This window comes from Paraburkholderia sp. (assembly GCF_049581445.1).
Taxonomy (GTDB): Bacteria; Pseudomonadota; Gammaproteobacteria; order Burkholderiales; family Burkholderiaceae; genus Paraburkholderia.
On the sequence record NZ_JBAURZ010000383.1, the window covers coordinates 1 to 13,252 of the forward strand.

Annotated in this window: 15 protein-coding genes; 6 read left to right on the forward strand and 9 right to left on the reverse strand. The window is 60.8% G+C overall.

Annotated features, from left to right (window positions below; translation table 11 throughout):
* From WCA85_RS33070 to flhD, 6 genes are all read right to left on the reverse strand, one after another.
* The coding region (locus WCA85_RS33070; protein WP_424069614.1) for an Hpt domain-containing protein at positions 1-985 on the reverse strand (985 nt) is incomplete at its 3' end.
* Positions 986-1,055: 70 nt separating this feature from the next.
* A complete protein-coding gene (locus tag WCA85_RS33075) occupies positions 1,056-1,433 on the reverse strand; it encodes a response regulator (protein WP_424069616.1) in 378 nt (125 codons plus the stop codon).
* Between the two features lie 78 nt (positions 1,434-1,511).
* On the reverse strand, positions 1,512-2,516 hold the full coding sequence (motB, locus tag WCA85_RS33080; RefSeq protein ID WP_424069618.1) for a flagellar motor protein MotB: 1,005 nt from the start codon (positions 2,514-2,516) through the stop codon (positions 1,512-1,514).
* Between the two features lie 24 nt (positions 2,517-2,540).
* Complete coding sequence (gene motA, locus WCA85_RS33085) at positions 2,541-3,401, reverse strand: flagellar motor stator protein MotA (RefSeq protein WP_424069620.1); 861 nt, start codon at positions 3,399-3,401, stop codon at positions 2,541-2,543.
* A gap of 181 nt (positions 3,402-3,582) precedes the next feature.
* Positions 3,583-4,146, reverse strand: a complete 564-nt coding sequence (flhC, locus tag WCA85_RS33090; RefSeq protein ID WP_424069622.1) for a flagellar transcriptional regulator FlhC — start codon at positions 4,144-4,146, stop codon at positions 3,583-3,585.
* A 69-nt stretch (positions 4,147-4,215) separates the two neighbouring features.
* Positions 4,216-4,536, reverse strand: coding sequence for a flagellar transcriptional regulator FlhD (gene flhD, locus WCA85_RS33095; protein ID WP_424069625.1), 321 nt, complete (start codon positions 4,534-4,536; stop codon positions 4,216-4,218).
* A 717-nt stretch (positions 4,537-5,253) separates the two neighbouring features.
* Between flhD and WCA85_RS33100 the strand changes: the two genes are divergently transcribed.
* The gene (locus WCA85_RS33100; RefSeq protein ID WP_424069626.1) at positions 5,254-6,318 is read left to right on the forward strand and encodes a glycosyltransferase family 4 protein; all 1,065 of its coding nucleotides are present in this window, start codon (positions 5,254-5,256) and stop codon (positions 6,316-6,318) included.
* A gap of 260 nt (positions 6,319-6,578) precedes the next feature.
* On the opposite strand, the gene WCA85_RS33105 is transcribed toward WCA85_RS33100, so the two are convergent.
* Positions 6,579-6,881 carry an H-NS histone family protein gene (locus WCA85_RS33105; protein ID WP_424069628.1) on the reverse strand — a complete coding sequence of 101 codons (303 nt, stop codon included), beginning with the start codon at positions 6,879-6,881 and terminating at the stop codon, positions 6,579-6,581.
* A gap of 295 nt (positions 6,882-7,176) precedes the next feature.
* Here WCA85_RS33105 and aqpZ point away from each other — a divergent pair, with 295 nt between their 5' ends.
* The 3 genes from aqpZ (at position 7,177) to WCA85_RS33120 (ending at position 9,394) form a co-directional block, all read left to right on the forward strand.
* Positions 7,177-7,923, forward strand: a complete 747-nt coding sequence (gene aqpZ / locus WCA85_RS33110) for an aquaporin Z (RefSeq protein ID WP_424069630.1) — start codon at positions 7,177-7,179, stop codon at positions 7,921-7,923.
* Positions 7,924-8,154: 231 nt separating this feature from the next.
* Positions 8,155-8,826, forward strand: a complete 672-nt coding sequence (locus WCA85_RS33115; RefSeq protein ID WP_424069632.1) for a histidine phosphatase family protein — start codon at positions 8,155-8,157, stop codon at positions 8,824-8,826.
* Positions 8,827-9,109: 283 nt separating this feature from the next.
* Positions 9,110-9,394 (forward strand): hypothetical protein, encoded by a 285-nt coding sequence (locus tag WCA85_RS33120; protein WP_424069634.1) that lies wholly within the window; start codon positions 9,110-9,112, stop codon positions 9,392-9,394.
* 178 nt (positions 9,395-9,572) lie between these two features.
* Here WCA85_RS33120 and WCA85_RS33125 read toward each other — a convergent pair whose 3' ends face one another.
* On the reverse strand, positions 9,573-10,394 hold the full coding sequence (locus tag WCA85_RS33125; RefSeq protein ID WP_424069636.1) for a Cof-type HAD-IIB family hydrolase: 822 nt from the start codon (positions 10,392-10,394) through the stop codon (positions 9,573-9,575).
* A 76-nt stretch (positions 10,395-10,470) separates the two neighbouring features.
* Complete coding sequence (locus WCA85_RS33130) at positions 10,471-11,364, reverse strand: BadF/BadG/BcrA/BcrD ATPase family protein (RefSeq protein WP_424069638.1); 894 nt, start codon at positions 11,362-11,364, stop codon at positions 10,471-10,473.
* A 171-nt stretch (positions 11,365-11,535) separates the two neighbouring features.
* Here WCA85_RS33130 and WCA85_RS33135 point away from each other — a divergent pair, with 171 nt between their 5' ends.
* Together WCA85_RS33135 and WCA85_RS33140 are read left to right on the forward strand one after the other, a co-directional pair.
* Entirely contained in the window at positions 11,536-12,132 is a 597-nt protein-coding gene (locus WCA85_RS33135) for a DNA-3-methyladenine glycosylase I (protein WP_424069640.1), read from the forward strand.
* A gap of 569 nt (positions 12,133-12,701) precedes the next feature.
* On the forward strand, positions 12,702-13,127 hold the full coding sequence (locus WCA85_RS33140) for a hypothetical protein (protein ID WP_424069642.1): 426 nt from the start codon (positions 12,702-12,704) through the stop codon (positions 13,125-13,127).
* The last annotated feature ends 125 nt before the right edge of the window (positions 13,128-13,252 follow it).

The window sequence follows — 13,252 nt, forward strand, 5'->3', positions numbered from 1 at the left end:
GTGCCGCAGCAACCAGCTCCGGTGCGGGTGCAGCCGCAACCGGTGCGGGCGCTGCGGCCTGCTGTACGACTGGCTCGAACAAGCCATGCCGCGGCGCCGGCGGACTCGCCGGTGCCGATGATGCAGACGCCGGTGTTTGATCCGCAGCAGTTGGCGTTCCAGGTTCGCCTTGCTCCGATTCCTCCACCGGTGCCGTGCCGCGGCCAATCGAGATCTGACTGTCGTCGATCACGAAACAGCACACGGCGATGATGTCGTCGGACGTAACATCGGTCTGCAACCACAGCGTCAGATCGCCGCCTGACTTGACCCGTCCAACGATATGCCCCAGGTTGCCGAGCTCTTCGGCCAGCAGATCCTGGTCCTTCTCACCTACTCCCCGTAGCGTAATTTTTAGATGCGGGCCGGTTTCTCCGCCGGCCGCGCTTGTTGCTGTGCCGGTCTGTGCCGGTTCGGCGCCGGCTAGTTCGCCGGCGACCTGTACTGCCTGTTCAACGACATGTTCGGGTGCCCGTCCGTCGCTGGACACAACCACCGCCGGCTGGGCAGCGGGTGCGGATGCAGGCGCTGCGGCGGCTTGCGTTTCACCGAAACGGCTTTCCGCGTACAGCTGTTCGAGCTTGGCGCAGATCGCGCCCGCCACCGCCGCATCCGGCTCGGCGCTCGCGCGATAGTCGGCCAGCTGGCCGGACAGCACGTCCTTGGTTTCGAGGAACGTGTCGATCATGTCCTTGCGCAGCTTGAGTTCGTTATTGCGCGCGCGGTCGAGCAGCGATTCGAGAATGTGGGTGGTTTCGGTCAGTGCGGTGAAGCCGAACGTGGCCGCGCCGCCCTTGATCGAATGCGCAGCGCGAAAGATCGCCGCGAGGTCTTCCGGATCCGGATGGCCGATGTCCAGATTGAGCAGCAACTGCTCCATCTGTGCGAGCAGCTCGTCCGCTTCATCGAAGAACGTCTGATAGAACTGAGTGATGTCGAGTGTCATGCCTGGGTCACCGCGAGAGATCCTGTCTAGGCTTGGGCTGCCGTGCCGCTTGTATAAATGGTGAATGAGCTCAGGCGGGGCCGTCTTCGGCCAGCGCCGCGACCAGTTCCGTCAGCATGTCGGGGTCAAGCGGCTTTTCGATCCAGCCTGTCGCACCCACAGCCCGCGCCGCTTGCTTGAATGGTTCGCCGGATTCCGTCGTAAGGACGAGGATCGGCGTCATCTGGTAAGCCGGGTTGCCGCGCAATGCTGCGATCAGGTCGAGGCCGGTCTTGCCCGGCATATGCTGGTCCGTCAACACGAGGTCGTACGGCACCGCGAGCGCGTTTTCCAGGCCCTCTTCGCCGTCCGCCGCGACCGTCACCTCATAGCCGGCCGTCGTCAGCGTCGCGGAAAGAATCTCCCGCATCGCTGCCGAGTCGTCGATTGCCAGAATGTGCCTGATCATTAAAACCTCGCTGCGCTCACAATGGATCGCCTGACGGTGCGCCGCGAGCGGCTGTGCCAGTCAGACGAAACGCGTCTTTCACTTCGGCGCCACGACAGGCGCCTTCGGAGCAACCGTCACCGGTTGCGTCTGCGTAATGCTCTGCAGCTGGGCCGAGCCCGCTGCGTCGTCGGACAAGGTCGTGGTGGTCGAGTCGTCATGCATCAACGCCTCCTCCGACCGCTTGTTCAACACGATGATGCTGATGCGCCGGTTCTCCGGGTCGAGCGGGTCGGCCTTGTTCAGGTTCTGCGTCGACGCCAGGCCGATCACGCGCATTACCTTCGATTCGTCCATGCCGCCCGCAATCAGCTCGCGGCGCGAAGCGTTCGCGCGGTCCGCCGACAACTCCCAGTTGCTGTAGCCCTTCTCGCCGCCTGCGTACTGCACGGCGTCGGTGTGGCCCTGCACGATGATGCGGTTTGGCACGTCATTCAGCGTGTGACCGATCTCGCGCAGGATGTCGCGCATGTATGGCTCGACTTCGTCACGGGCCGTCGCAAACATCGGCCGCTTTTGCGAATCGACGATCTCGATGCGCAGGCCCGTTAGCGTCGAATCGATGCGGATCTGCTGTTTGAACTGACGGAGCACCGGGTTCGCTTCGATCGCGGCCATCAGCTTGACCTGTAGATCGTGCAGGCGAATCTGCTCGCGACGCTCCAGCTCACCTTGCATCTGCTTGACGGCCTCGTCGTCGTTCTTCGCTGCGGTGCGCTCGGCGCGGGTCATTGAACCATCGCTCTGGCGCGTGATGCCCTGCGAGTCAGTGGTAACGTCGCGCCCGCCGCCCTTGAGAATGCTCGAGTCCTCAGCGCTGCGGTCGCCGCCCCACAGCGTGACCTTCAGCGGCTGGTTGAAGTAGTCCGCAATGCCGCGCAACTGCACCGTGGTCGCTGAACTCAGCAGCCACATCAGCAGGAAGAACGCCATCATCGCGGTCATAAAGTCCGCGTAAGCGAGCTTCCACGCGCCGCCGTGGTGCCCCGCCTTTTTCGGCGCGGCACGCTTGACGACAATCGCGCGGTCTTTGTCCTTGCTCATCGAATCTGTCCCGGGGCCGCGCGGTTACTTGGCTTTCACGCGGCGCACGTGCTCTTCCAGCTCGCTGAACGACGGACGTTCAGTCGAGAAGAGCACCTTGCGGCCGAATTCGACGGCGATCGCCGGTGCGTAGCCATTCAGGCTCGCGAGGATCGTCACCTTGATGCACTGGAACATCTTGGTCGACTCGGCGACGCGCTGTTCCGCGACGCTCGAGAGCGGCCCGATCAGCCCGTACGAAAGCAGAATGCCGAGGAAGGTGCCAACCAGCGCCTGGGCGATCATCTCGCCGAGCACGGCAGGCGGTTTGTCGGCGGAGGCCATCGTGTGCACCACGCCCATCACCGCGGCAACGATCCCGAACGCCGGCATCGCGTCGCCGACCTTGGCGAGGGCATGCGCCGGAGCTTCGCCTTCGGTGTGATGCGTTTCGATTTCCTCGTCCATCAGGCTTTCGATTTCGAACGCATTCATGTTGCCGCCGACCATCAGACGCAGGTAGTCGGTCAGAAACTCGATGATGTGGTGATCGGCCAGAATCTTCGGATACTGCGTGAAGATCGGGCTTTTCGACGGATCGTCGATATCGGCTTCCAGCGTCAGCGTGCCTTCCTTGCGCGCTTTCGCCAGCAGAACGTACAGGAGCGCCATCAGCTCCATGTAAACGTCCTTGTTGTATTTGGAGCCCTTGAACAGGGTAGGTAGCACGCCCAGCGTCGACTTGATCGTTTTCATGCCGTTACCGAGCACGAACGCGCCAACACCGGCGCCCCCGATCATCAGCAATTCGACTGGCTGAAGCAGCGCGCCCAAGTGCCCGCCTTCCATGGCGTAACCGCCAAAGACGGACAACAGCGTCACGAGTGTTCCCACAAAAATCAGCACAGCCGAGCCCTCACAAGGAAGCGACGGAGACCGTCGTTAAACTGGTTTACGGCAACGGAGCAGAAAACTTTGGCGGAAAAGCGTGTTGGCAGCCCGGTGTAAACCACAGGCTTATGACGGCGGCCCGGAGCGGGAGCTCCGGGCCGCAATGCAGACAGGACGGGCGCTGGCGCGCCGCGCCTCAGACTTCCAGTTCGGCGAGCTGACTGGCGCGCACCTTCGCTTCGGCAACTTTCTTAGTCTTACCGGCGCGGGACGGCGGTTGGCACAATCCACAGACAAAGCCGCGCTGCGGGTCGTGCGCGTGGGCGACGAAATGGCCGCCGCAGCGGCAGCAGGGGGTCATCTGCAGCATGCCGGAGTCGAAAAAGCGCACCAGCGTCCACGCCCGGGTCAGACTGAGCACGGGCTCGTCGTCGTGGAGCCGCACGTGCTCCTGATACAGGCGGTAGCTCTTGACGATCGACTGGATCGTCTCGCAGCCGCCGTGGTCCGCCATGAAGCGATAGATGTTGTAGAACAGGGACGAATGGAAGTTTGGCTGCCAGGTCATGAACCAGTCCGTCGAGAACGGCAGCATGCCCTTGGGCGGTGAAACGCCCTTCAGTTCCTTGTACAGCTTGATGAGGCGGTCGCGCGAGAGGCTAGTTTCGGCCTCGAGCAATTGCAAACGCGCGCCAAGTTCAATCAACTCGATGGCGAGAGTAATCTCCCTGACTTCGAGTACCACACTCTTAGTTGCCATGCGCTCGCCTTCCCGGGTCCTGGTCTTGCTGCGGATGCGGCTCAGTAGTCCCGTCTTCGCATGCCGGCATTAGCCGACCTGCTCGACGGGCTGACTCGCCATCAGGATCGCGGAATGCGCCTGGGCAATGGCGCTGGTTTTGCCCTTGTCCGCCAAGGTGGACAGGACAGCGTGGTCGTCAAAGCGGAACCGGCATAGCACCTGGCTGGACGCGGCCAGTTTGACGGTCTGCGCCAAGGACAGATTGGCGATGACGTCGGCTAGCTGATCTGAGATGCCCATGCGGAACATGCCCATCGGCTTGTCCTCACGCAGCAGACGCTGAGCAAGCAGGAGGTAAGACAGGTTTACTTCTCTTATCTCATTGAGCATGTCACTTGTGGTGCCCATGATTCCCCCGAAGTCGATCTGGCTGGTCAGGCCGTTACGGAAACGTTTGCTCGAACGCGCGCACTACAACCCACGCGATCTGCCCGTTTATGGTCTTGCCAGCATTGTGTCGAAAGCAAAAGGGAACGGAAATCAGACAGACACCCCGTCTGCGCGGCGGATTAATCCATTAATTGTGTAGGAATTATTCCTACAAATGGAGCGCTGAAAGTTTTATGTAAGACTGGTTGGCGGTCGTTTGACCAATTGAACGGTGCGACGATGTGGGACTTTTTTCGCACCGTAAGGCGTTCCGGCGAATTATAGAGCGTTTCCAGCAGACGTAACACACCCCGCTTAGTCGCGGCCGACTAATTCGTTCTGGCCAGGCGTGAGGGCCCGGCGCGGTAAGGTTCAGAGCCGTTTCGCCAGGTATCTGGGGCGTGGGGATGGCGCCTCGGCACCTGTTACGCATGATGTTTCGCGCTGTAACAACATTAAGCGTTTGAAAAATAACTCGAATTAGCGCGCCCGATCCCGATAATGGCATTAAGGGATAACCCGGTGCAGTACGGGTTGCCTCCCGGGCGGCGGCCTACCGCGCCCGACCGTCCGCCAGGCATCGCCCCTCGCTCTATCCGAGCGCCGTCCCGCGAAGCCTCTATGAACAGCAACTATGTTGCATGGGACCGGAGTCAGCACTAAAGCGCTCACGCCGGCAAAGACAGGAGAGTACGCATGCGAATCGCACAAATTGCCCCGCTATACGAAGCAGTTCCGCCGAAATTTTATGGCGGCACCGAACGCGTCGTGTCCTATCTGACCGAAGCGCTGGTCGACCTCGGCCACGATGTCACGCTGTTCGCAAGCGGCGATTCGGTGACCTCCGCCAAGCTCGAAGCCGCCTGGCCCCGTGCCCTGCGCCTCGACCCGACGGTGCGCGACGCGATGGCGCCGCACGTCCTGTTGATGGAACGGGTGCGCCGCATCGCGCATGAATTCGACGTGCTGCACTTTCACCTCGACTACTTGCCGTTCCCGCTATTCTCGACGCTCGACACGCCGTTTGTCACCACGTTGCACGGCCGCCTCGACTTGCCCGAATTGCAGCCCGTGTTCGACGCCTTCTCGCACGCGCCGGTCGTGTCGATTTCCGACTCGCAGCGTCTCCCGTTGAAACAGGCGAACTGGCTCAATACGATTTACCACGGCTTGCCTGGGCAGCTGCTTACCCCGCAGCCCCACAAGAAGCCTGAATACCTGGCGTTCCTCGGCCGCATCTGTCCGGAAAAACGCGTCGATACAGCTATCAAGATCGCCGCGCAAAGCGGTCTGCCGCTGAAGATCGCCGCCAAGGTGGACAAGGTCGACCAGGATTACTTCAAGTCTGAGATCGAGCCGCTGCTGTCGCAGGCGCATGTTGAATTCGTGGGCGAGATCAACGAGGCGCAGAAGCCGGAGTTCCTCTCGGGCGCGAAGGCGCTGCTGTTCCCGATTGACTGGTCCGAGCCGTTCGGCCTGGTGATGATCGAATCGATGGCGTGCGGCACACCGGTGATTGCCTTCAATCGCGGCTCGGTGCCGGAAGTGATCGACCACGGCGTGACCGGCTATGTAGTGGAAGACGTGCAAGGCGCGGTCGCCGCGCTGCAAAAGCTCGATCAGTTGTCGCGCACCGAAATCCGCGCCCAGTTCGAACGCCGCTTCAGCGCAAAGACCATGGCGCAGAACTACGTGGATGGCTACACCGCGCTGATCGAAGCAGAACGTCGTCCGATGCTGCGTCAGGTCGCCGTAGGCTAAAGCTGAATTAGCAGAATGCGCTAGAGCCGGTTGCTTTAGCCGGCGTTCAAACTGTCAACTGCGTGCAAGAATGCCATGTGAATCGTTTGCGCGAGCGGAATTGCACGGAATTAGCAGCGATCATCAAAAAAGCCACCTGTCAAAGGTGGCTTTTTTACTATGAAAAGCCGCTACAAATCAGAGGCAAGTTACGCACCGCTTTAAGCTTCCACGCACCATTTACCTTCAAGAAGCTTTCACCGAGATAATGCGCTGATCGACTAAGCCTGATCGATCAAAAACCGGTCGCGGTTCTTACCGGCAATCCAATTGGGCGGCTTACCCCGCCCGCTCCATGTATTACCCGATTTCGGATCCTGATACTTAGGCGGCAACGGCGCCTTCTTCGGCGGTCGGCCCCGCCGGGCCGCCGCGGCAAAGCCCAGGTCCTGGGCGGTCAGGCCGTACTCGGCAATCTTGCTACGAATATCCTCGATCACATTGCCGAGTTCTGTACGTCGTGCTTCGTCCGCCTGAGCCTGCAATCTGGCGATTTGCGCCTTCAGTTCTGCATATTGCGACATTTCGGCTCTCCCTTTTTGTAGAACGTATTGCCCGGAGACTAGCTGCAATTAGCGAATTTCGCAATCGTCATTAATACCCAAAAAATCGGGATATCGTCTGATAATTTATTAATGTTTGTCGAATTGTTAAATGGATCACGCCTTATCGCGAAATAATCCGCTCGCCGCATCCAAAGATTGACAATTCTTCACACCCGATTCCATTGGATATCCCTAGAATCTCACGCTCGAAGGTGTGCATCTGAATCCCCGTTGCGTCGCTTCAATTGAGTCAATTTTTTTAGGATTACGTATTATGCAGCTGTCAAAGCGCCTGGCTGCCGAGCTGTTCGGCACCTTCTGGCTGGTCCTCGGGGGTTGCGGCAGCGCCGTCCTCGCCGCCAATTTCGCTGGTCCGGTACATGGGCTGGGTATCGGCTTCGTGGGCGTCTCGTTCGCCTTCGGCCTCACCGTGCTGACCATGGCGTACGCTATCGGCCACATTTCCGGCTGCCATCTGAATCCGGCGGTCAGCGTCGGTCTGACTGTAGCGGGCCGCTTCCCGGCCCGCGATCTGGCTCCCTACATCGTTTCACAGGTGATTGGCGCGATCATCGGCGCGTTCGTGCTGTCGCTGATCGCGAGCGGCAAGCCAGGCTTCGACCTGGTCGCGAGCGGCTTCGCGAGCAACGGCTACGGCGACCGCTCGCCTGCCCACTACACGCTGGCAGCAGCATTCATCTGCGAAGTCGTCATGACCGCCTTCTTCCTGTTCGTGATTCTCGGTTCCACCGACAAGCGCGCCCCGGCAGGCCTCGCACCAATCGCTATTGGCCTTTGCCTGACGCTGATTCATCTGATCTCGATTCCGGTCACGAATACCTCCGTGAACCCGGCACGTTCGACGGGCCCGGCGCTGTTCGTCGGCGGCGCAGCGGTTGATCAGTTGTGGCTGTTCTGGATTGCACCGATCATCGGCGCGGTAATCGCCGGCGTGCTGTATCCGGCCATTTCTGGCGGCCGCCGCGAGGCACTCGAGCGGCAAGCCATGCTACAGGCATAATTTCGATCAGAAAGACGGGGCCTTAAAGCGGGCGCTACGGCGCCCGCTTTTTATTTGGCATCGCGTTTCGCGGTTACTGCCGTGCAGTTGCCAACTTAGTGAATTGCGAAGTGGAATGCCGATCAGATTCACGACCTCGTGCCCCAAACCGGATCAAGGGTTGACTCGCGGGGATCGGCGGCCTCGCTGCTAGAATCGTGCGACTTTCACACGGCTCAATGAGGGCTCCCGATGAACGGTTCCCGAGGATTGCGTCACGGCTTTATAGGCTGGCTCGTCGCATGTTGTATTGGCGCCCTCGCGCCACTGGCTGCACACGCGGCCGATAGCACGATTGAAACGTTGGTATTCGTGCGTCACGGCGAAAAGCCGGCCGAGGGCCTCGGCCAACTCAATTGCCAGGGCCTTAACCGATCGCTCGCACTTCCGGCAGTGATTGCGGCCAAATTCGGCAAACCGAATGCGATCTTTGCGCCCGATCCCGGACAGCAAAAGAACGACGGTGGCCATCCTTATTACTATGTGCGGCCACTCGCGACAATCGAGCCCACCGCCATTCAATTCCAGATGCCAGTGCAAACGCCGTACGGGCTCACGCAGATCGACCAGCTAGGAAATACGCTTGTCGATCCCGCGTATCGCAACAAGCTCGTCGTAATTGCGTGGGAGCACAAGCTGATCGAAAAGCTGGTGCGGCAAATGGTGAGTGCCCATGGTGGCAACGCCGCCGATGTCCCCAAGTGGCACAGCGACGATTTCGACAGTATTTATATTGTGAAGCTCGATTGGCGTGGCGGCACCCCGCACGCAAGCTTCCAGCATGACCATCAAGGTCTGAACGGGCGGTCAAACGATTGCCCTTGCGCGGCGCTGCCGGGTGCTCCCGCCAGCGCGGCACATTAATTAGTTGGCACAGATGTAAGGGACGCTTACCACAGCGCCAGGCGTTTGAAGCGTGATGCCGTTCGAATCGGGGCCGCAAGCGTAGTAAGACGAGCGGCAACGGCTTGTACGGCGCGGCTGCTAAGGCCCGCATTCAATGCAGCGATGTGCCGCAGCCGTCGCAATAAAGGACGCAAACCGCAACAATGATGCTTGCAGACCGTAACATCTGGTCGCACCAGGCCGGCCGCGCAACGCGTAGATTGAACCTGTAGGACGACACGTCCCCCACAGGAGAATACACATGAAGCGCATCGTCACACATTTGCTTGTAGCAGCAGGTCTTGCAGCTGGCGCATGCGGCGTCGCGCAAGCGCATACGGATTTGAGCGTCGGCTTGTCGCTTGGTGTGCCGGCTCCGGTTTATGTCCAGCCGGGCCCCGCCTACGCGCAGCCGGTGTACTACCCTCAGCCCGCGTGGGATCACGGTTACTACGGCCCGGACCATCGGGGCTGGGATCACGGCGACCGTCGCTATGGCCACGGCAACTACCGTGACGACCACCGTAGCCCGGGCTGGCACGGCTAACCCGTTAAGCCCTTGATCAACGCAGGTGAAACTTCTGCGGCAATGTTCACCACATGACCGACCTCGGCCGCGTGCCTCAGTTGACCTTCGTTGGCATCAGCCGGCGCCCATCCGGATTTATCCGCGGATGGGCGCCGAACGTTTACCCGCTGGGCTACGCACCCGGATAAGACACGCCTCACGACGCGAGTTCGTCATCCAGCGCGAACAACTTGCGGAGATGGCGCGCGACACCGCCTTCGAAATTGTTGCCGATGCGGGGGACGTCCGGCAGGCGAGTGATCAGGTCGGGATTCGCGTTCTGCATCATGAACGGATGCCCGGCAGTTTCCAGCAGATCGATGTCGTTCATGTTGTCACCGAAGGCGACGCAGCGTGACGCGTCCACGCCAAGACGCGCGAGCACGAACTTCAGCGCGCGCCCCTTCGACACATTCGATGTCATCACTTCGAGGCAATCTGGCAGCGAGTAAGTGACATAGAGCGCATCACCGAATTCGCGCTGCAGGTTCGCGGCGACCTGGGCGAGATCTGAAGGCTCGCCGATGTATAGCGTCTTGGCGATGCCAACGCCGTCGTGCCGCTGCAGGTCAGTCACCTCGTAGCTGAAACCGGAATCCTCATGAAGGCGCAGCAGCTCCGGCGCGTCGCGATCGATCAACCATTCGCGATCGGCGAACAGATTGACGATTACCCGGCCATGCGCTCCGACAATCTCAGGCCGCACGAGGCGCTGCACCGCGGCGGGCGGCAGATTGTCCGCGAAGATCCTCGTGTCGTCCGGCGCGTGGATTCGCGCGCCATTCGAAGTGATCAGGTAAGGGCGGATGCCGAGAAGGTTGCGAATCCCGGCCGCGTCACGATGGTGGCGACCCGTTGCAATGATGAAGTGAAGCCCTTGCGCTTCCAGCCGGCGCACCGTCGCGACGGTGAACGGATCGACCTGATGGTCGCCGTTGAGCAGGGTGCCGTCGAGATCAGTGGCAATGACTTTGTACATGATTTGGGCAGCCGAAAAGCGTCAAAGCTCGTATTTTATCGTTGCTTGGCGCGTTGGCCCCGCCGTTCCCCTCTCCCTAACCCGCGAATTTCGCGACGACCCGCGCTGCTTCTTGCCGCGCCAGGTACAACGCGCCATGCGCGGAGTCTGCCAACGGCGCACGCAGTCTCGCCTGATATTGCGACGGCACGTATTCACGTAACGGCACGCCAAGGCCGCCGCACAGAGCAACAGGCAGTTCGCCGGAGACGTCGAGCGCCGCGATGATCTTGCCAATCTCCGTCCCCGCCTGGCTCAGCAGATTCGCAGCGTGCGGGTGGCCACGATGCTCGAACACCACCGGCGCAAGGCTCGCGTAGGCGGTCTGATTGGCCTCACAAAGCCAGACGACCAGTCCGTCGCGATCCTGCGCGCCGACCCGCTCGAGCAGCGCCTGCGCCAGCGCGTCAAAGGGCACGCGGCCATCGAGCGCCTGCTGCGCATGTACGATCAGCCGCAAACCGAGCCAGGCGCCGCTCGCCTCGTCACCCGATGGAAAACCAAAGCCGCTGGCGAGCCGCCATTCATCTTTGCCGTCCAGCACCGCCGCGACGCTGCCCGTTCCCAGCGCAACGATCACCCCATGAGCGCCACCGTGTGCACCGAGCAGAGTCGTGTAGGCGTCGCTCTCGACGGCAAGAGCGGCGAGGCTAGGCGCCTGCGCCCGAAATTCGGCCAGCCAGTCGCGATTGTTGACGCCCGCCAGTCCGCAGCCCAACACGCAACGCGACCAGTTGGGCGTGATGCCCGCGATTCTGAACGCTTCATTGCTGGCTGCCTGAATGGCTTGCCAGGCGCGCTCAATACCGAGTCCGAGGCCCGAAGGGCCGCTCGTCGCCTGAGCGAGTTCGCGGCCTTCGGCGTCGCCCAGAACGACCCGTGTGCCGGTGCCGCCGCCGTCGATGCCGATCAGAAAGAGGTCTGTATTCATCGAATGAGTCTGTGTGAAGGGGTTGCCAATGAAGTGCCATATAGCGTGGCAGGTCCATTTCAATCGAGCAACTGGCCAGATGGTCTAGTTGCATCGGCCGATCGTTCCGCTATGCTGGCGAAGCCCGGACAGCTGGGCCTTCGACCCACATGAGCTAGCAGGAGCCGGACTGTGACACAGCGATGTAACTGGGCATCGAGCGAAGCGCTCGCACATTATCACGACACCGAGTGGGGTGTGCCGTCGCGCGACGATCAACATCTCTTCGAAATGCTCGTGCTCGAGGGCGCGCAGGCAGGCCTTTCGTGGTCCACTATTTTGAACAAGCGCAGCGGGTACCGCCGCGCGTTTTCCGACTTTGATATCGACACCGTGGCGCGCTTCACGCCAAAGCATGTGGACAAGCTGGTGCTCGACGAGTCAATTGTCCGGCATCGCGGCAAGATTGAAGCGGCCATCACCAACGCCCGCGCGGTCCAGCAGATCCAGGGGGAACACGGGTCGCTCGCCAATTTTGTCTGGTCTTTCGTCGACCAGACGCCGATCCAGAACGAATGGGCGTCGTATCAGCACGCGCCCGCTTCCACCGAAATCTCCGATGCGCTAAGCAAGGGACTTAAGGGCTACGGCTGCAAGTTCGTCGGCACCACGATCTGCTATGCGTTTATGCAGGCTGTCGGTATGGTCAACGATCATCAGAGTGATTGCACTTGTCGCGCGCAGTGCGCGGCTCTTGGCAAGAAAGGGCGCAACAAGAAAGCATCTTGAAGAATGCCCTCTTAAGCGAGCTGGCATGCGGCATCGCCGGCGGCGACGCGAGTTCCGCGCTTGACCACATTCGAGCCAGCTCCGGGCGTAACGTCCTCCTCGCCGGCCAGGCGCTTGCCGTCCGTCAAGTCGATCCGGCGCAAAGCTGCTTTTCGCACAAGCAGAACGACACGTCACTACTGCCTCGGGAAAGTCCTGATCGGGCACGGGTCAGACTTTTAAAGCCTTATTCCATCGGTCTCTCCGGCTGCTCGCGTCACCGCAGATACAGCGCCAACACGTCAAAATTGCTCCCCAGCGAACGCTGACACTACTCTTTTTACCGGCTTCGGCCGTTATATCTATTGAAGAGCCTGAGATGCCGCCCAACGCCAGCGCGAGCGGGATATCCCGCCGACCATCATGGTGATGGATCCAGACACAAGCACTCCGCACATAGGCATCCGTGACTGACGTTCCTGGGTTTTCCGAGCGACGGCACGCTCCCGAACTGCATTTAAGCGGCCCTGCAACCGTTTGACTCGAACCAACGAATGACCGCTGCGTCCAGTGCGCAGAGGGGAACCACAATGAAAAGTCTAAACTTCCTGACGCATCAGGAGATATTCGACCGGGCTGTCGCCCACCTCGACGTCCAGGGGCGTGCCGCTCTGCTGCCACGCGGCGGAGGCGCCTATCGCGGATACTGCGGCGGCTGCCCGATCGGCAGCTATATCAAGCCGCGGGACTACATGACTGCGATGGAGGGGATTCCCGTCCGCTTCATCAATAAGACGCCAGTCGAAGTACCGGCCTACATGGATGTGGGTATCACAGCCCTCAAACGAGCGCTGCTACGCTCCCGCATCAACATCTACGACGCGGCCACCGTCGATCTGCTCAGTTGCCTGCAGAACGTCCACGATGTATTCGGCACCTGGGAATGGCCGGAAAGGCTCGTCTCAATTGCGCGCCAATTCGGACTGTCGGCGGAACGAGTGAAAAAGGCTGCCTGACGCGCGCGCGCCGTCAAGGCCGGAACGGCGGGAAACCGTACGGAATAAACCGGCGCGGGCGCAACTCCTGCGCGCCCAAAATGCAAAACGGCGGTGTGGCTTCTTTCGAAGCTCACACCGCCGTT